Origin of the sequence: Pseudomonas sp. B111 (assembly GCF_026428275.1) — a bacterium.
Taxonomy (GTDB): Bacteria; Pseudomonadota; Gammaproteobacteria; order Pseudomonadales; family Pseudomonadaceae; genus Pseudomonas; species Pseudomonas aeruginosa.
On record NZ_CP097857.1, the window covers coordinates 6,456,951 to 6,475,436 of the forward strand.

Sequence of the window (18,486 nt, forward strand, 5' to 3'; positions counted from 1 at the left end):
CGCATGAGCCGACAAAAAGCCCTGATCGTCGACGATGAACCGGATATCCGCGAACTGCTGGAAATCACTCTCGGCCGCATGAAGCTGGACACCCGCAGCGCCCGCAACGTCAAGGAAGCCCGCGAGTTGCTGGCCCGCGAGCCGTTCGACCTGTGCCTCACCGACATGCGCCTGCCGGACGGCAGCGGCCTCGATCTGGTCCAGTACATCCAGCAGCGCCATCCACAGACCCCGGTGGCCATGATCACCGCGTACGGCAGCCTGGACACCGCGATCCAGGCGCTCAAGGCCGGTGCCTTCGACTTCCTCACCAAACCGGTCGACCTCGGTCGCTTGCGGGAGCTGGTGGCAACCGCCCTACGCTTGCGCAACCCGGAAGCCGAGGAAGCGCCGGTGGACAACCGCCTGCTCGGCGAGTCGCCGCCGATGCGCGCCCTGCGCAACCAGATCGGCAAGCTGGCGCGCAGCCAGGCGCCGGTCTACATCAGTGGCGAGTCCGGCAGCGGCAAGGAACTGGTGGCGCGCCTGATCCACGAGCAGGGGCCACGTATCGAGCGGCCGTTCGTGCCGGTGAACTGCGGCGCGATTCCCTCCGAGCTGATGGAAAGCGAGTTCTTCGGCCACAAGAAAGGCAGCTTCACTGGCGCTATCGAAGACAAGCAGGGCCTGTTCCAGGCCGCCAGCGGTGGCACCCTGTTCCTCGACGAAGTCGCCGACCTGCCGATGGCCATGCAGGTCAAACTGCTCCGGGCGATCCAGGAAAAGGCCGTGCGCGCGGTCGGCGGCCAGCAGGAGGTCGCCGTCGACGTGCGCATCCTCTGCGCCACCCACAAGGACCTCGCCGCCGAAGTCGGCGCCGGGCGCTTCCGCCAGGACCTCTACTACCGCCTCAACGTCATCGAGCTGCGCGTACCACCGCTGCGCGAACGCCGCGAGGACATCCCGCTGCTCGCCGAACGCATCCTCAAGCGCCTGGCCGGCGACACCGGCCTGCCGGCCGCCAGGCTGACCGGCGACGCACAGGAGAAGCTGAAGAACTACCGCTTCCCGGGCAACGTCCGCGAGCTGGAAAACATGCTGGAGCGCGCCTATACCCTGTGCGAAGACGACCAGATCCAGCCTCACGACCTGCGCCTGGCCGATGCGCCGGGTGCCAGCCAGGAAGGCGCCGCGAGCCTGAGCGAAATCGACAACCTCGAGGACTACCTGGAAGACATCGAGCGCAAGCTGATCATGCAGGCACTCGAGGAGACCCGCTGGAACCGCACCGCCGCGGCCCAGCGCCTGGGCCTGACGTTCCGCTCGATGCGCTACCGCCTGAAAAAGCTGGGCATCGACTGAAAGTGAAAAGGCCTGTCCGAAGACAGGCCTTTTGGTTTTCGCTCCTCAGAGGCGACCAGCCGGGGCGTAGGGGGCCGGGTCGATGATCGGTTCCCGCCCGCTCATGAGATCCGCCAGCAGACGGCACGACGCCGGTGCCAGGACCAGCCCGTTGCGGTAGTGCCCGGTATTCAGCCAGAGCCCGTCGAAGCCAGGCACCGGACCGATATAGGGGATGCCTTCGGGAGAGCCCGGGCGCAACCCTGCCCAGTGGGCCACCGGCTGCATGTCCGCCAGTTCCGGCAACAGTTCTGCCGCAGACGCCCTGAGGCTTTCCAGCGCCTCGTCGGTCGGCGTCTTGTCGAAGCCCGAATGTTCCAAGGTGCTGCCGATCAGGATGTGGCCGTCGCGCCGCGGAATCGCGTAGCGCCCCTTGGCCAGCACCATGCGCGGCAGGAAATCCGCCGCGCACTTGTAGAGGATCATCTGACCTTTCACCGGTACCACGGGCAGTTCCAGGCCAAGCGGCTTCAACAACTCGCCGCTCCAGGCGCCTGCCGCCAGCAGCACCTTGTCGCCACGGATCTCGCCACGCGAGGTCGCCACGCCGACCACTCGATCGCCGTCGCGCAACCAGCCGCGCACCTCCGTCTGTTCATGCAACTCGAGATTGGCGAATTGTTGCAGGGATGCCCGCAATGAGCGCGCCAGGCGAGGATTGCGCACATTGGCCACGCCCGACATGTAGACCGCCCGCTGGAAGCCTGCGCCCAGCCCGGGCACCGCCGCGTAGGCCTCCTCGATCGGCACTTCCTTCAACGGCCGGGTGTGGTTGCGTGCCCACTGCAGTGCCTCGGTCTGGTCGTCCAGGTCCAGCCAGTACAGGCCAACGGTATGGACCTCGGGATCGAGCCCGGTCTCGTCGAGCAAACGCTGCCCCAGGGCCGGGTAGAAGTCCTGCGACCAGTGCGCCAGGGCGGTCACCGCCGGGCTGTAGCGCCACGGATAGAGCGGCGAGACGATCCCGCCTCCCGCCCAGGATGCCTCACGCCCACTCTCGCCCCGCTCCACCAGGGTCACCCGCAGTCCGGCGAGCGCCAGCTCCCGGGCGGTCAACAGGCCGATGACGCCAGCGCCTACCACTACTACATCTCTACTCACCACAGGGCTCCTACCGATTTGCCAGGAACAGAGAAATATCACTCAAAGGGATCAGATGCTGACGAATTGCCTGCTTCAACGAACTCAGTCGAATCTGTCCCGGTGAAAAGCCCATCATACCCGCAGAGGTATTCATCCCATGAAATCGAGCGGCTTCAACTTGGTCGAACTATCGATAGTCCTATTGATCCTTGCGATAGGCCTGACAATTGCGCTGCCCACCCTCCACGACAGAATGAAGCGGGACATTAGCCGTGCTACTCGTGACAGCCTGACTAGTCATCTGATGGCTGCGCGGGCTAGCAGCATACAGAACGGCGTGATCATCGAGGTCTGCGGTAGCGGTGACGGCAGTACCTGCAGCGAGGAATGGCATCTCGGCTGGTTCAGCCGTAACGACAGGAGCCAACAGATACTGGCCCGGCATGAAAATACGAGTCGCACCGATATTCATTGGCGGGGCTTCGACAAGCGACTGCGCTACCTGCCTAATGGCACCAGCCCTACAGGTAACGGGCGTTTCTTCGAATGTAAGGACGATCGCATCGAGTGGCAATTGGTGCTCAATCGGCAAGGCCGCCTCAGGGTGGCGGGAAAGAGCGAAAATAAAAAGCTCTCTTACCTGTGCTCCAGGCGGTGAGAGAACTGTTTCACATACCGTTTGCCAGTCATCCCACTCTCCGCTCCGGCTGTCTCTGCTACAGGGACAATGCGCTCTCCACTAGGCAAGATTATCTGGCCCTTTTCCTTGTGGAGTACTGCATGCGCTCTATTTGTCGCAGCGCCGGCTTTTCCCTGATCGAGTTGATGATGGTGTTGGTTCTGGTCGCCATATTCGCCAGCATTGCCGTACCCAGTTTCAACGCCTTGATCGAGCGCAACCGAATCCAGACTGCCAGCGAGGAACTCTACAGCCTGCTTCAGTACGCTCGCAGCGAAGCTGTAAACCGTCATGCCAATGTGAGCATCAGGGCGACGCAGAACAATGACTGGGCAAAAGGCCTGGAAATCATCAGCGGCGCGACCACCGTGCAAAAGCACCAAGGTTTCCAGCAGGTCTCGCTATCCGCCAGCAGTGCGACTGCGGAGCTGACCTTCAACGCTACCGGCACACTTAGCAACCAGGCTGCAAACATTGACATAAAGGTCTGCTTCGCCGGTGACAAAAGTACAGGACGTCTGCTTACCGTTCAGCCCAGTGGACGCGTGATCCTGTACCCATCTTCAAAGCAACCGGACAGCTGTAACTGAGGAAAGCCCATGTCTCGAGAAACGGGTTTCAGCATGATCGAAGTACTGGTTGCTCTGGTGCTGATCAGCATTGGCGTACTGGGCATGGTTGCCATGCAAGGGCGCACGATCCAGTACACGCAGGAGTCGGTACAACGCAATGCCGCAGCAATGCTTGCTAGCGACCTGATGGAAATAATGCGTGCGGACCCAGATGCCGTACTCAATCTACGCGCCCAACTACGCGAAGACTCGGTCTACTACAAGGCCAAGGGCAGCGACTTTCCCGCAGCCCCAGCGCGCTGCGCGCCATTGCCAGCAGATGCTAAGGAACGTCTCGGCTGCTGGGCCCAACAGGCCTCGAAAGACTTGCCGGGAGCCTCCGCACTCTTGAATAGCCAATTCTACATTTGTCGCAGCCCAACCCCGGGTACCTGCGACAACACCAAAGGCTCGGCCATCGAAATCCAGGTTGCCTGGCGAGCCATGGATGGAGCGTGTTTCAACGCCTCTGACTCCACCTTGTGCACCTACAGCGTCCGCTCCGAATTGTGAGAACAAGCATGCTCTTCAGCAAAATGCAGAAAGGCCTATCGATGGTAGAACTGCTCGTGGCACTCGCTATAAGCAGCTTCCTGATCCTGGGGATCAGCCAGATCTACATCGACAACAAACGCAACTATCTTTTCCAGCAAGGCCAGGCCGGCAACCAGGAAAATAGCCGCTTCGTTCTTATGCTGCTGCAGCAACAACTGGATAAGACAGCCTATCGTCGCCTTCACGACGACAACATGGAGAATGCTTTCAAATCCGCGACATTCAATGGCTGTCGTGCATTTGTGGCTGGCGAGACTATCGCTGCGGCAACTGCCCTCAAGGCGGGTGAGTACGGTGTCTGCTTGCGCTATCAACCCGCCTACAAAGGGGAGCATGATTGCCTCGGTAATGAAATTACCGGAGTTCCGGAAAAGCCCTTCACAAATACTCCCCCTGTCGTCGTTCGCCTGGTCTACCTACCGAGCGCCGGTACCCTGAGTTGCAGTCGTCCCGATATCGCCCAGTCGAAATCGGGAGAATTGGTCAGTGGTCTCACAGACTTCCGCTTGGAAGCGGGGGTCGGGCCAGCAGATCGTAGCGAACGCAAAGTATCCAGCTTCGTCGCACTACAGGATGTCGCCGGTCGTCCTATCCGAGCATTGCGCTTCTCAATCCTGGCAGGCAGCGACAATACAAGCCTGCGCACAGGAGATGATAGCCAGGCACGCGATCGCTGGATCGTCCTTTATCCCGAGAGCAAAAGCGCCATCGAGGCCGCAGACAAAGGCCAGATTTACCAAATAGCGCGTGGTAACCAAACCATCAGGAATCTCATGCCATGACCCTGCGCCATACCTCTCGACAGCAGGGATCCACGTTGTTGATCTCGCTGGTTATCTTGTTGATGATCACGCTCCTCGCCGTTTCCAACATGCGCGAGGTGTCACTGGAAAGCCGTATCACCGGCAATCTCATCGAACAGAAGCGCCTGCGCAATGCGGGCGAAGCTGGGCTACGCGAAGGTGAACGACGCTTTTTCAATACCATCAAGCCCCCAGAGGTCGGCAGCGGATGCGCCGATAGCAATGTCAAACGGCCTTGCATACTGAACCTGAGTGCCCTCTCCGTACCCCGAGATGACGTGCACAACAATCCGGTGGCAGCCCTGAACGGCAAGACAGATAACGCCAATTCACGTGTCTGGATGCCCTACCGAGGCAGCGATCTGAATAACCCTACGCAGATCGACAAAGACCGCGCAGTCACCTGGCAGACCATCACGGTGCCCGCTGGCGAACAGAACAACGAAGCGGAAAATCCCGAGTACGGCAACATGATGCGCGGGGTCGGCACGTTCTACTACGAAACCAACAGCCGCGCCCTCAACAAGGCGGGCGGAGAGACTGTTCTACAGGCCGTTCATGCACGCCTGTATACCAACTGACTGGAGCCAGCGCATGATCCACCAGATTACCCGCGCAGGAAAAAGCCTGCTGGCTGCAGGTTGCACCCTGAGCATCCTGTTCGCCTCTGACAGTTATGCCGCCACGGCCCTGAATGTCAGCCAGCAACCCCTGTTCCTAACCCAGGGCGTTGCTCCCAACCTGCTGTTCACTCTAGATGACTCAGGCAGTATGGCCTGGGCTTACGTGCCCGACGGTATTAGCGGGAATAGCGGCAGAGCGGGACGTTCCAGCGATTACAACGCACTGTACTACAACCCCGATTATGCTTACCAAGTGCCCAAGAAATTGACACTGTCAGGCGATCAGATCATCGTTTCCGACTATCCAGTGCCACGCTTCACAGCAGCCTGGCAGGATGGCTACGCCCAAGGCTCCACCACCAACCTGAGCAATAACTATCGCCCTCAATGGGGAACCGGCTGGCTTGGTTGCATCGATAGCAGCTGCAATACCGGGAGAGCTTATTACTATACTTATAAGGTAAGCGCTAGCTGCCCTGCACAGCCGGTGAGCAGCTCCAACTCCTGTTATACCTACAATGCTCTTCCTACCAGTCAGGAAAGCAACTTTGCGATATGGTACTCCTACTATCGCAACCGCATCCTGGCCACAAAGACCGCTGCCAACCTGGCCTTTTACAGCCTGCCGGAAAACGTGCGTCTCACTTGGGGGGCCCTGAACACCTGTAGCATCGGCGCCAACAGCAGAAGCTGCCAAAACAATGCCCTGCTCCAATTCAACAAGCAGCACAAAATCAATTTCTTCAATTGGCTGGCGAACAGCCCGGCCAGCGGCGGTACTCCTCTGCATGCGGCTCTTGACCGAGCCGGACGCTTCTTGCAAACCAACGGCACAGCTTATACCACCGAAGACGGAAAGACATATTCCTGCCGGGCCAGCTATCACATCATGATGACCGACGGTATCTGGAACGGTCGGAACGTCACCCCCGGCAATCTCGACAACCAGAACCAGACCTTTCCTGATAGCACCCTCTATAGGCCACAGCCCCCTTATGCCGACAGCAATGCCAGCTCATTGGCTGACCTGGCTTTCAAATACTGGACCACAGACTTACGTCCCAGCATCGACAATGACCTGAAGCCTTTCATGGCCTACAAGAGTGGGGACGATTCCAAGGATTACTGGGACCCTCGCAACAACCCAGCCACTTGGCAACACATGGTCAACTTTACTGTTGGCCTAGGTCTTTCCTATTCGCTCACATTGAACTCTGCACCAACTTGGACAGGCAGCACCTTTGGCAACTACGAGGAGTTGATGGCTGGAAGCAAGGCTTGGCCCAGCGTCGGTAACGACGCCGCACCCGGTAACGTCTACGACCTCTGGCATGCAGCTATCAACTCTCGTGGAGACTTCTTTAGCGCGGAATCACCGGACTCTCTGGTTCAGGCTTTCAATAAGATCCTGACACGGATTTCCGAGCGCAACACCTCCTCCTCCAAACCAGCAATGACTTCCGCGCTGCAGGATGACGGAACCGGCGACAAGCTGATCCGCTACAGCTACCAGTCCAGCTTTGCCAGTGACAAGAACTGGGCGGGCGACCTTATACGTTACAAGGTGGAGTCAACTTCCACCGGTTCGACCAAAACCCAGGAATGGAGCGCCGGCGCACTGCTGGACAACCGAGCTCCCGCTACCCGTAATATTTACATCGCCAGCAATAGCGGAACCAACCGCCTTAAGCCTTTCACATGGAGCAATATTGAGGGAAGTCAGTTAGCCACTTGGCTGAACCGCAACCCGGACAAGGACAATCAGGCCGACACCAAAGGAGCACAGCGGGTCGACTTCATCCGTGGCCAGCAGAATATGGATGGATTCCGGCAACGACAGGCGGTGTTAGGGGACATCGTGCACTCGTCTCCAGCCGTGGTCGGACCGGCCCAATACCTCACTTATCTGGCCAACCCCATCGAACCCAGCGGCGACTACGGCACATTCAAGACAGAGGCAGACCAGCGCAGCCCTAGAGTTTATGTTGGATCCAACGATGGCATGTTGCATGGTTTCAACATCAAAACCGGCGTGGAAGAGTTCGCTTTCATCCCTACAGCAGTATTCGAAAAGCTTAACAAGCTTACCGGCATCAGCTACCAGGGCGGTGCCCACCAATATTTCGTCGACGCTACACCGGTCGTCAGCGATGCCTTTTTCGATGGAGCTTGGCACACTGTTCTGATCGGAACGCTTGGTGCTGGAGGTCGCGGCCTGTTCGCACTCGATGTAACCAAGCCGGACGATGTCAAGCTGCTTTGGGAATACGATAGCAGTACCGACTCGGACCTTGGTTACACCTTCTCCAAACCTACCGTAGCCAGACTGCACAGCGGACAATGGGCAGTAGTTACCGGCAACGGCTATGGAAGCGATAATGACAAGGCAGCTTTACTGCTGATTGATTTGAAAAAGGGAACGCTGATCAAGAAGCTGGAAGTCCAAAGCGAGCGCGGAATAGCCAATGGCCTATCGACGCCTCGCCTGGCTGATAACAACAGCGATGGCATTGCTGACTACGCCTATGCTGGCGATCTGCAGGGAAATATCTGGCGCTTCGATTTGATCGGCAATACCCGCAACGACGACCCAGACACAAATACCTCTATCAATCCCTTCAAGCCCGGAGATGTAGATCCTTCTGCTTTCAGAGTATCGTTCAGCGGCGCCCCGCTTTTCCGTGCTCGCGCCGACAACAATACTCGTCAGCCCATCACGGCTCCGCCTACCTTGGTACGCCATCCTAGCCGTAAGGGCTACATCGTCATCGTAGGTACAGGAAAATACTTCGAGGACGATGACGCTCAGGCCGATACCAGCCGAGCCATGACGCTCTATGGTATCTGGGATCGCCAGACCAAGGGCGAAAGCGCAAACAGTACCCCAACCATCGACCGCAACGCCCTCACAGCCCAAACCATGACAACAGAGGCGAACTCCACATTCGGTAGCGTGAACAGGAATATTCGGCTTATTAGCCAAAACCCGGTGAAGTGGTACAAAGACGGAGCAACCGGTACCGCGAACTCGGATGTGGCTAGCTATGGCTGGCGACTGAATCTGGAGGTCAATAGCAGCAAGAAAGGCGAAATGATGATCGAAGATATGTTCGCTGCCGGCCAAGTGCTTCTATTGCAGACCTTGACACCGAACGACGACCCTTGTGACAGCGGCTCTACCAGCTGGACCTACGGCCTCAATCCATATACTGGCGGACGTACCAGTTTCACCGTCTTCGATCTCAAACGTGCGGGTATAGTGGACTCTGGCTCGGATTACAACGGCTCGGTCGTATCCGCCTTCCAACAGGATGGACTAGGTGGCTTGGCCATTACCCAGAACGAACAGCGTCAATCCGAGGCTTGCACTGGTGATGAGTGCATCATCTTCAACCCCAGCGACAAGAGTAACGGACGACAAACCTGGCGGGTCGTCGAGGAGAAATGAACATGAACCCCTTACGTCTTCTCGCCACAGCTCTTGCAGCTCTAGCTCTGGCTTGCCCAACCTTTGCCTTGAGTGCCACGAATACGTTCGAGAATGTGGGCGTGGTCGAGGATGTTCATCCTGCCGCCGGTCTGGTAGTAGTCGATGGGCAGACATATCGCTTGCCCAACCGTGTCCAACAACAGGACTCGCCGGTCATATTCTTGGTACGTCAGGGACAGACAGTGTCTTTCTCCGGCAAACTCACCAGCGACCTGCCAGAAATCGAGTCGTTCTACATTATCAAGCAGGCCCCTCTCGTTCCCTTCGGATCGGAGCAGCAACAATGAAGTCGAACAGAGGCTTCACTCTCATCGAGTTGATGATCGTCGTAGTAATCATCGCTATTCTTGCTGGTATCGCCTACCCCAGCTACGACGAATACGTGAAGCGCGGGAATCGCACCGAAGGACAGGCATTACTCAGCGAAGCAGCCGCTACTCAAGAGCGCTATTTTTCACAGAACAATACTTATATCACTACCCAAGCCGACATCGGCAAGCTGCATATGCGCAACACATCGGGCACCACAGTGAAGTCCTCCACAGGCAAATACAGCCTTACCGTCGATACGGTAGCCAACGACGGAGGTTATCGCCTTATCGCCAACCAGGCATTCAACGATCTTGATTGTGGCAACCTGACCTTGACCGCCAACGGCGAGAAAGGCCGGACTGGAAGCAAGAAGAGCGTTGCAGAATGCTGGCGCTAAAGCGCCGAAACAAGAAAAAGGCAAAGCCCGGCATAAGCCGGGCTTTTTCAGGTGCGCAAAAATTCCGATTACAAAGCCTTGACCCGCAGTTCCTTGGGCATCGAGAAGGTAATGTTCTCCTCCCGTCCCTCCAGTTCCTGCTCTTCCGACGCCCCCCACTCACGTAGCTGGGCGATCACTCCGCGCACCAGCACTTCCGGCGCGGAGGCGCCTGCGGTGATTCCGATGCGACGCACACCGTCGAACCAGCCGCGTTGCATGTCCTCGGCGCCGTCGATCAGGTAGGCCGGCGTGCCCATCCGCTCGGCGAGTTCGCGCAGGCGGTTGGAGTTGGAACTGTTGGGGCTGCCCACCACCAGGACCATGTCGCACTGGTCGGCCAGTTCCTTCACGGCATCCTGGCGGTTCTGGGTGGCATAGCAGATGTCGTTCTTGCGCGGCCCCTGGATCTGCGGGAACTTGGCGCGCAGGGCATCGATGACCTTCGAGGTGTCGTCCATCGACAGGGTGGTCTGGGTCACGTAGTGCAGGGCTTCGGGCTTGCGCACCTCCAGCGCGGCGACGTCGGCCTCGTCCTCCACCAGGTAGATGGCACCGCCGTTGCTGGCATCGTACTGGCCCATGGTGCCTTCCACCTCGGGGTGGCCTTCATGCCCGATCAGCACGCATTCGTGGCCGTCGCGGCTGTAGCGCACCACTTCCATGTGCACCTTGGTCACCAGCGGGCAGGTCGCGTCGAAAACCTTCAGGCCGCGCCCCTCGGCTTCCTTGCGGACCGCCTGGGAAACGCCGTGGGCGCTGAAGATGACGATGACGTTGTCCGGCACCTGATCGAGTTCCTCGACGAAGATGGCGCCGCGCTGGCGCAGGTTGTCCACGACGAACTTGTTGTGCACCACCTCGTGACGCACGTAGATCGGCGGGCCGAAGACATCGAGGGCACGGTTGACGATCTCGATGGCGCGATCCACGCCGGCGCAGAAGCCGCGGGGATTGGCGAGTTTGATTTGCATGGCGGTCTCGTGGGCGACGCGGTGATTGGACGAATGAACCTTGCTACCGCCCTCCCCGCTTGGGAAGGGCGCAGCGACCGACGGTTCAGGCCGGCTGGACGTCAATGATCTCGACTTCGAAGGCCAGGGTCTTGCCGGCCAGCGGATGATTGAAGTCGACGGTCACCTGCTGCTCATCGAACGCCTTGACCACGCCCGGCAGTTCGGTCTTGGCCGCGTCGTTGAAGATCACCAGCAGGCCCTCGGCCAGCTCCATGTCCTGGAACTGGTCGCGCGGCATGATCTGCACGTTCTGCGGATTCGGCTGGCCGAAGCCCTGTTCGGGAAGAATGCTCAGGGTGCGCTTGTCGCCAGCCTTCAAGCCGAACAGCGCCTGTTCGAAGCCCGGCAGCAGGTTGCCGTCGCCGACCTTGAACGAGGCCGGCTGCTTGTCGAAGGTGCTGTCGACGACGTTGCCGTCCTCCAGCTTGAGGGCGAAATGCAGGGTGACGCGGCTCTCCTGGCCAATGCGGGTCGACTCAGCCATGGGCGGCTTCTCCGGATTTCTTCGATCTGAACATGTCGAGCGCCAGCATGACGGCACCGACGGTGATGGCGCTATCGGCCAGGTTGAACGCCGGGAAGTACCAGCGGTTCTGCCAGTGCACCAGGATGAAGTCCACCACGTGGCCAAGGACCATGCGGTCGTAGAGGTTGCCCAGGGCGCCGCCGAGCACCAGCGCCAGGGCGATGGCCAACCAGGTCTCGCCTTTCTTCAGGCGTTTCAGCCAGACCACCAGGATCGCGCTGACGACGATGGCGATCAGGGCGAACAGCCAGCGCTGCCAGCCCGAGCTGTCGGCCAGGAAGCTAAAGGCGGCACCGGTGTTATAGGCCAGGGTCCAGCTGAACAGATCGGGGATCACCACGATCTGCTGGTACATGCTCAGTTCGGCCTGGAAGAACGCCTTGCTGAGCTGGTCGAGGACGAACACCAGCACGGTGATCCACAACCAGGGCAAGCGCCCGAAACGATCGACGTCAGGCATAGTGGCGAACCTCGCCGCTGCCTTCGATGTTCTCGATGCAGCGACCACACAGGTCAGGATGCGCAGCGTGCTGACCGACGTCCTCGCGATGGTGCCAGCAACGACCGCACTTGGCGTGGGTCGACTTGACCACTTTCAGCTTGAGGCCGGCGACTTCGCTGTCCACCGCGTCGGCCGGAGCCGCCGACAGCGGCGCCAGGGTCGCGGTCGAGGTGATCAGGACGAAGCGTAGCTCGTTGCCCAGCTTGGCCAATTGGGCCTGCAGCGCGTCTTCCGCATACAGGGTGACCTCGGCCTGCAGGTTGCCGCCCACGGCCTTGGCCGCGCGCTGGTTCTCCAGCTCCTTGTTGACCGCGGCCTTCACCGCCATGACCTGCTCCCAGTACTGGCGATTCAACGTCACGTCGGCCGGCAATTCGCTGAGGCCGTCGTACCAGGTGGCGAGCATTACCGACTCGGCGCGCTCGCCGGGCAGGAACTTCCAGACTTCCTCGGCGGTGAACGCCAGGATCGGGGCGATCCAGCGTACGAGGGCCTCGGCGATGTGGAACAGTGCGGTCTGACAGGAGCGCCGGGCGACGCTGTTGGCGCCGGTGGTGTACTGGCGGTCCTTGATGATGTCCAGGTAGAACCCGCCCAGCTCCTGTACGCAGAAGTTGTGCACCTTGGAATAGACGTTCCAGAAGCGGTACTCGCGGTACGCCTCTTCGATCTCGCGCTGCAAGAGCAGGGCGCGATCGACCGCCCAGCGATCCAGGGCCAGCATTTCCTGGGGCGGCAGCAGATCCGTGGCCGGATCGAAACCGTTCAGGTTGGACAGCAGGAAGCGCGTGGTATTGCGGATCCGCCGGTAGGCATCGGCGCTGCGCTGGAGAATCTGCTGGGATACCGCGATCTCGCCCGAGTAATCGGTCGAGGCTACCCACAGGCGCAGGATGTCGGCGCCCAGGGTATCGATGACGGTCTGCGGCACCACGGTATTGCCCAGTGACTTGGACATCTTGCGGCCGGACTCGTCGACGGTGAAACCGTGGGTCAGCAACTGGCGGTACGGCGCATGGTTGTCGATCGCGCAGCCGGTCAGCAGCGAGGAGTGGAACCAGCCGCGGTGCTGGTCGGAACCTTCCAGGTAGAGATCGGCGACCGGGCCGCTGGCATGGCCGATCCGGTGGGAACCACGCAGCACGTGCCAGTGGGTGGTGCCGGAGTCGAACCAGACGTCCAGGGTGTCGTTGATCTTGTCGTACTGCGCGGCCTCCTCGCCGAGCAACTCGGCGGCGTCGAGCTTGAACCAGGCTTCGATGCCTTCCTTCTCGACTCGCTGCGCGACCTCTTCCATCAGCTCCACGGTGCGTGGATGCAGTTCGCCGCTGGCCTTGTGCAGGAAGAACGGGATCGGTACGCCCCAGTTGCGCTGGCGCGAGATGCACCAGTCGGGACGCCCGGCGATCATTCCGTGCAGGCGCGCCTGGCCCCAGCCCGGGACGAATTCGGTCTGGGTGATGGCTTCCAGCGCTCGCTCGCGCAGGGAAGCACCCTGCCTGGGCTGCTTGTCCATGCCGACGAACCACTGCGCGGTGGCGCGATAGATCAGCGGCGTCTTGTGCCGCCAGCAGTGCATGTAGCTGTGATTGATGGTTTCGTGGGCCAGCAGGCTGCCGACCTCTTCCAGCTTGGCCACCACGTTGGGGTTGGCCTTCCAGATGAACTGGCCGCCGAAGAACGGCAACGAGTCGACGTAGACGCCGTTGCTCTGCACCGGGCTGAGGATGTCGTCGTTGCTCATCCCGTAGCGCTTGCAGGTATAGAAGTCGTCTTCGCCGTAGGCCGGCGACGAGTGGACGATACCGGTGCCGGCATCGAGGGCCACGTAGTCGGCCAGGTAGACCGGCGACAGGCGCTCGTAGAACGGATGGCGGAAGTTGATCAGTTCCAGCGCCTCGCCCTTGGCGGTGGCGACCACCTTGCCCTCGCGCTGGTAGCGCGCCAGGCAGGACTCGACCAGGGCCTCGGCCAGCACCAGGTAGCGATCGCCGGCATCGACCAGCGCGTAGTCGATCTCCGGATGCACGTTCAGCGCCTGGTTGGCCGGGATGGTCCAGGGCGTGGTGGTCCAGATGACGATCTGCGCCGGCTTGTCCAGGGCCGCCAGGCCGAAGGCCGCGGCCAGCTTGTCGGCATCCGCCACCGGGAAGCCGACGTCGATGGTCGGCGACTTCTTGTCGGCGTACTCGACCTCGGCCTCGGCCAGCGCCGAACCACAGTCGAAGCACCAGTTGACCGGCTTCAGGCCCTTGAACACGAAGTCCTGCTTGACCATTTCCGCGAGGGCGCGGATTTCGTTCGCCTCGTTGGCGAAATTCATGGTCTTGTAGGGGTTGTCCCACTCGCCGAGCACGCCCAGGCGGATGAAGTCGGCCTTCTGCCCTTCGATCTGCTCGGCTGCGTATTCGCGGCACAGTTCGCGGGTCTTGTCCGCCGGAAGATTCTTGCCGTGGGTGGTCTCGACCTTGTGCTCGATGGGCAGGCCGTGGCAATCCCAGCCCGGCACATAGGGCGCGTCGTAGCCCGCCAGGGTCTTGGAGCGGACAATGATGTCCTTGAGAATCTTGTTGACCGCGTGACCGATGTGAATGCTGCCGTTGGCGTACGGAGGGCCATCGTGCAGGACGAACTTCGGACGGTCGCCGCCAATGGCCCGCAGCTTCTGGTACAGACCGATGTCGTTCCAGAACTTCAGGGTTTCCGGCTCGCGCTGAGGCAGGCCGGCTTTCATTGGGAAGGCGGTTTCCGGAAGGTTTAGCGTCGCTTTGTAGTCGGTCATCTCAGGGCCTGTTCAGGATCTCTTCAATCAAGCGGTTGGCCCAGCCAGTAGGCCCGGGCGGCGGCGATATCCGCGAGAATCGCCGCCTTGAGTGCCTCCAGGGAGGCAAAACGCTGCTCGTCGCGCAGCTTCTGGTGGAAGGTCACCTGCAGATGCCGGCCGTATAGATCGCCGGCGAAATCGAGCAGGTGCACTTCCAGATGGGGACGGCCGTCGCCGTTCACCGAAGGGCGGGTGCCGATGTTCGCCACCCCCTGGCAACGCTGGCCATCGACCAGCGTACTGACCAGGTAGACCCCGTTCAACGGCGCCTTGCGCCGTTTCAGTTGAATGTTGGCCGTGGGCGAGCCCAGTTGCCGGCCGAGCTTCTGTCCATGCAGGACCCGTCCGCTCAGGCTGAAGGGACGCCCCAGAAGGCGCTCGGCGAGATGCAGGTCGCCCTCGGCCAGGGCCTGGCGGACCCGCGTGCTGCTCACCCGCACGCCGTCCAGCTCGACGGTGGCGGCCGCCTCGACGGTGAACCCCTGCTCGCGACTGGCGTTCACCAGGAAGGCGAAGTCACCGGAGCGGTCGCAGCCGAAACGGAAATCGTCGCCCACTTCAAGGTGCCGCACCGCCAGTCCATCGACCAGGACCTGGCGGACGAACTCGGCTGCCGACAGCTCGCGCAAGCGGCGGTTGAAGGCCAGGCAGAGCACCACGTCGACGCCCTGCCCACGCAGCAACTCGAGTTTCTCGCGCAGGCGGGTCAGACGCACCGGCGCCGAATCGGGGGAGAAGAACTCGCGCGGCTGCGGCTCGAAAATCACCACGCAGCTGGGTACGCCCAGCTCCAGCGAGCGCTCGCGCAGACGCGCCAGGATAGCCTGGTGCCCGAGGTGGACGCCGTCGAAGTTACCGATGGTGGCGACGCAGCCCCCGGCCAGGGGCTGCAGGTTGTGTAGTCCGCGAAGCAGCTGCATAGCACGCTTATTGCTCAGAAAGTGGTCGATTATACGCGTACCGGGCGCCGGACAACAGGCAAAACGGCATGATCCCGCCGCCAGCCCGGACGCGCTTCACAGCACCGCCCGACGGGAAAAGTCGCGCAGGCGGAAACCCAGCAGCGCGAGCATACCGAAATAGGCCAGGAGACCGGCAACCACCAGCAGGCCGAGGCGCAGGAATCGCTCCAGCATGGCGCCCTGCTCCCAGGCCGGCAGCCAGTGCATCGTGGCCAGCAGCACCGCCGACATCGCCAGCACCGCGACCACCAGCTTGACCAGGAACTTCGCCCAGCCCGGTTGCGGCAGGTACAGACGCTGCTTGCGCAGTTGCCAGTAGAGCAGGCCGGCATTCAGGCAGGCGGCCAGGCCGATGGACAGGGCCAGGCCGGCATGCTGAAGCGGGCCGATGAAGGCCAGGTTCATCAGTTGGGTGGAAACCAGGGTGAAGAGCGCGATCTTCACTGGCGTACGGATGTTCTGCTGGGCATAGAAGCCCGGCGCCAGAACCTTGACCAGGATGATGCCGAGCAGGCCAACGGAGTAGGCGACCAGCGCGCGCTGGGTCATCGCCGCGTCCACCGTGGTGAACTTGCCGTACTGGAACAGCGAGACGGTCAGAGGTTCGGCGAGGATCGCCAGGGCCAGGGAACACGGCAGCACCAGCAGGAAGCACAGGCGCAGGCCCCAGTCGAGCAGGCGCGAGTACTCATGGCGATCCTTGTTCGAATAGGTCTTCGCCAGCATCGGCAGGAGGATCGTCCCCAGCGCCACGCCCAATACGCCGGAAGGCAGCTCCATCAGGCGGTCGGCGTAGTACATCCAGGACACCGAACCGGCTGCCAGGAACGAGGCGAAGATGGTGTTGATGATCAGCGAGATCTGGCTCACCGAGACCCCCAGGATCGCCGGCAGCATCAGCTTCATCACCCGCCAGACGCCGCTGTCCCTGAGGTTCAGGCGCGGCAGCACGAGCATGCCGATCTTCCTCAGGTGCGGCAGTTGATAGAGGAGCTGCAACAGGCCGCCGGCCAGCACCGCCCAGCCCAGCACCATGACCGGCGGATCGAAATAAGGCGTGAGGAACAGCGCGAAGCCGATCATTGCGACGTTCAGCAGGGTCGGTACGAAGGCCGGCACCGAGAAGCGGTTCCAGGTGTTGAGGATCGCGCCGGCCAGGGACGACAGCGAGATCAGCAATATATAAGGAAAGGTCACCCGCAGCAGGTCGGTGGTCAGGGCGAACTTTTCCGGGGTATCGGCGAAGCCCGGCGCGGTGACCCAGATAACCCAGGGTGCGGCGAGGATGCCGAGCGCCGTGACCAGCGCCAGCACCAGCGTGAGCAAGCCGGAAACGTAGGCGATGAAGGTCCGCGTCGCCTCCTCGCCCTGCTGGTTCTTGTACTCTGCCAGGATCGGCACGAAAGCCTGGGAAAACGCCCCTTCGGCGAAGATCCGCCGCAACAGGTTGGGCAGCTTGAAGGCGACGAAAAAGGCGTCGGTGGCGAGGCCGGCACCGAAGATCCGCGCCAGGATGGTATCGCGGACGAAGCCGAGGACCCGCGACAGCATGGTGATGGAACTCACCGCCGCCAATGATTTGAGAAGATTCATGGATGTCGGGCTGCCGGCATGTCGAAATTGATCCTGTCCAAGACCGCGACCGGCCGGGCCGGTTCATCGCGCGAGTGCGCCCTCGCCGCCGAACGGCGGTCCGCAAGGGCGCGCCGAGTGTAGAATGCGCGCCGGAATAAATCACCCGCAAGAAAGCAGGCGACATCCGTCGCCGATCTTTCCGGCCGCATGCGCAGCCCCTTGACAACCCCTGGAGGCGACGGCATTATTCGCGGCCTTAATTTGTTCGCTATTTACCCAGTTTTTTTCGAGGAGCTCGACGGTGGCCAACACACCTTCCGCCAAAAAACGCGCCAAACAGGCTGAGAAGCGTCGCAGCCACAACGCCAGCCTGCGCTCCATGGTGCGCACCTACATCAAGAACGTCGTGAAAGCCATCGACGCCAAGGACCTGGAAAAAGCCCAGGCCGCCTTCACCGCCGCTGTACCGGTGATCGACCGCATGGCTGACAAAGGCATCATCCACAAGAACAAGGCTGCTCGTCACAAGAGCCGTCTGAGCGGTCACATCAAGGCCCTCAGCACTGCTGCCGCCTAAGGCACGCCTTGCTCGAATAAAAAACCGGCCAATGGCCGGTTTTTTATTGCCCGCGACTCGCTCGCCTCAGCGAGCGGTCGGCCAGGGCATGAGGGGAATCGCCGTCACCGCGTTCTGCGGACTACCTTCGATCACCCGGTCGCTGTAGACCAGATAGACCAAGGCATTGCGCTTGCGATCGAAGAAGCGCACCACCTGCATGCTTTTGAACACCAGCGAAGTGCGCTGCTTGAACACCTCTTCGCCATCCTTGAGTTCGCCACTGAACTGGATCGGCCCCACCTGGCGACAGGCGATCGACGCCTCGGCGCGATCCTCCGCCAGTCCCAGGCCGCCCTTGACCCCACCGGTCTTGGCGCGCGACAGATAGCAGGTCACGCCCTGCACCTTGGGATCGTCGAAAGCCTCGACGACAATCTTGTCGTTCGGCCCGACCCACTTGAACACCGTGGAAACCTCGCCGATTTCCTCCGCCCCGGCAAGCGCCGGCAACAGCAGCAGACCACCCAGCAACCCCGCGAGCTTGCGCATT

Annotated in this window: 18 protein-coding genes; 10 read left to right on the plus strand and 8 right to left on the minus strand. The window is 61.0% G+C overall.

The genetic code is table 11. The features are described 5' to 3' along the window. Nucleotides 1-3 precede the first annotated feature (3 nt). Nucleotides 4-1,341 carry a two-component system response regulator PilR gene (gene pilR / locus M6E97_RS29965; RefSeq protein WP_003094694.1) on the plus strand — a complete coding sequence of 446 codons (1,338 nt, stop codon included), beginning with the start codon at nucleotides 4-6 and terminating at the stop codon, nucleotides 1,339-1,341. Between the two features lie 45 nt (nucleotides 1,342-1,386). On the opposite strand, the gene thiO is transcribed toward pilR, so the two are convergent. Continuing rightward, nucleotides 1,387-2,481: a glycine oxidase ThiO gene (gene thiO / locus M6E97_RS29970; RefSeq protein ID WP_003141551.1), complete on the minus strand. Its 1,095-nt coding sequence runs from the start codon at nucleotides 2,479-2,481 to the stop codon at nucleotides 1,387-1,389. Nucleotides 2,482-2,620: 139 nt separating this feature from the next. Between thiO and M6E97_RS29975 the strand changes: the two genes are divergently transcribed. From M6E97_RS29975 to M6E97_RS30010, 8 genes are all read left to right on the plus strand, one after another. Further along, nucleotides 2,621-3,121, plus strand: coding sequence for a GspH/FimT family pseudopilin (locus M6E97_RS29975; protein ID WP_016254062.1), 501 nt, complete (start codon nucleotides 2,621-2,623; stop codon nucleotides 3,119-3,121). Nucleotides 3,122-3,243: 122 nt separating this feature from the next. Continuing rightward, a complete protein-coding gene (locus M6E97_RS29980) occupies nucleotides 3,244-3,732 on the plus strand; it encodes a GspH/FimT family pseudopilin (protein WP_003141552.1) in 489 nt (162 codons plus the stop codon). Between the two features lie 9 nt (nucleotides 3,733-3,741). Continuing rightward, nucleotides 3,742-4,266, plus strand: coding sequence for a type IV pilus modification protein PilV (gene pilV, locus M6E97_RS29985; protein ID WP_003116261.1), 525 nt, complete (start codon nucleotides 3,742-3,744; stop codon nucleotides 4,264-4,266). Nucleotides 4,267-4,274: 8 nt separating this feature from the next. Continuing rightward, nucleotides 4,275-5,090 (plus strand): PilW family protein, encoded by an 816-nt coding sequence (locus M6E97_RS29990; protein ID WP_016254061.1) that lies wholly within the window; start codon nucleotides 4,275-4,277, stop codon nucleotides 5,088-5,090. Further along, entirely contained in the window at nucleotides 5,087-5,692 is a 606-nt protein-coding gene (locus tag M6E97_RS29995; RefSeq protein WP_003116263.1) for a pilus assembly PilX family protein, read from the plus strand. Before M6E97_RS29990 ends, M6E97_RS29995 begins: the two co-directional genes overlap by 4 nt. A 13-nt stretch (nucleotides 5,693-5,705) precedes the next feature. Then, nucleotides 5,706-9,182 (plus strand): pilus assembly protein, encoded by a 3,477-nt coding sequence (locus M6E97_RS30000; RefSeq protein WP_023100239.1) that lies wholly within the window; start codon nucleotides 5,706-5,708, stop codon nucleotides 9,180-9,182. Between the two features lie 2 nt (nucleotides 9,183-9,184). Continuing rightward, on the plus strand, nucleotides 9,185-9,511 hold the full coding sequence (locus M6E97_RS30005; RefSeq protein ID WP_016254060.1) for a PilY2 family type 4a fimbrial biogenesis protein: 327 nt from the start codon (nucleotides 9,185-9,187) through the stop codon (nucleotides 9,509-9,511). Then, nucleotides 9,508-9,933: a type IV pilin protein gene (locus M6E97_RS30010; protein ID WP_003116267.1), complete on the plus strand. Its 426-nt coding sequence runs from the start codon at nucleotides 9,508-9,510 to the stop codon at nucleotides 9,931-9,933. Before M6E97_RS30005 ends, M6E97_RS30010 begins: the two co-directional genes overlap by 4 nt. 68 nt (nucleotides 9,934-10,001) lie before the next feature. Here M6E97_RS30010 and ispH read toward each other — a convergent pair whose 3' ends face one another. From ispH to murJ, 6 genes are all read right to left on the minus strand, one after another. Further along, nucleotides 10,002-10,946, minus strand: a complete 945-nt coding sequence (gene ispH, locus M6E97_RS30015; RefSeq protein ID WP_003094724.1) for a 4-hydroxy-3-methylbut-2-enyl diphosphate reductase — start codon at nucleotides 10,944-10,946, stop codon at nucleotides 10,002-10,004. Between the two features lie 85 nt (nucleotides 10,947-11,031). Beyond that, the gene (gene fkpB / locus M6E97_RS30020) at nucleotides 11,032-11,472 is read right to left on the minus strand and encodes an FKBP-type peptidyl-prolyl cis-trans isomerase (protein WP_003102613.1); all 441 of its coding nucleotides are present in this window, start codon (nucleotides 11,470-11,472) and stop codon (nucleotides 11,032-11,034) included. Then, complete coding sequence (gene lspA / locus M6E97_RS30025; RefSeq protein ID WP_003110420.1) at nucleotides 11,465-11,974, minus strand: signal peptidase II; 510 nt, start codon at nucleotides 11,972-11,974, stop codon at nucleotides 11,465-11,467. The genes fkpB and lspA overlap by 8 nt, the downstream gene beginning before the upstream one ends. Continuing rightward, on the minus strand, nucleotides 11,967-14,798 hold the full coding sequence (gene ileS, locus M6E97_RS30030) for an isoleucine--tRNA ligase (protein WP_003094730.1): 2,832 nt from the start codon (nucleotides 14,796-14,798) through the stop codon (nucleotides 11,967-11,969). The genes lspA and ileS overlap by 8 nt, the downstream gene beginning before the upstream one ends. Nucleotides 14,799-14,821: 23 nt before the next feature. After that, the gene (gene ribF / locus M6E97_RS30035) at nucleotides 14,822-15,760 is read right to left on the minus strand and encodes a bifunctional riboflavin kinase/FAD synthetase (RefSeq protein WP_003110419.1); all 939 of its coding nucleotides are present in this window, start codon (nucleotides 15,758-15,760) and stop codon (nucleotides 14,822-14,824) included. 96 nt (nucleotides 15,761-15,856) lie between these two features. After that, nucleotides 15,857-17,395 (minus strand): murein biosynthesis integral membrane protein MurJ, encoded by a 1,539-nt coding sequence (gene murJ, locus M6E97_RS30040; protein ID WP_003102622.1) that lies wholly within the window; start codon nucleotides 17,393-17,395, stop codon nucleotides 15,857-15,859. Between the two features lie 283 nt (nucleotides 17,396-17,678). On the opposite strand from murJ, the gene rpsT reads away from it, so the two are divergent. Further along, the gene (gene rpsT, locus M6E97_RS30045; RefSeq protein ID WP_003094744.1) at nucleotides 17,679-17,954 is read left to right on the plus strand and encodes a 30S ribosomal protein S20; all 276 of its coding nucleotides are present in this window, start codon (nucleotides 17,679-17,681) and stop codon (nucleotides 17,952-17,954) included. A gap of 66 nt (nucleotides 17,955-18,020) precedes the next feature. Here rpsT and M6E97_RS30050 read toward each other — a convergent pair whose 3' ends face one another. Then, entirely contained in the window at nucleotides 18,021-18,485 is a 465-nt protein-coding gene (locus M6E97_RS30050; protein WP_003094746.1) for a CreA family protein, read from the minus strand. Between the last annotated feature and the right edge of the window lies 1 nt (nucleotide 18,486).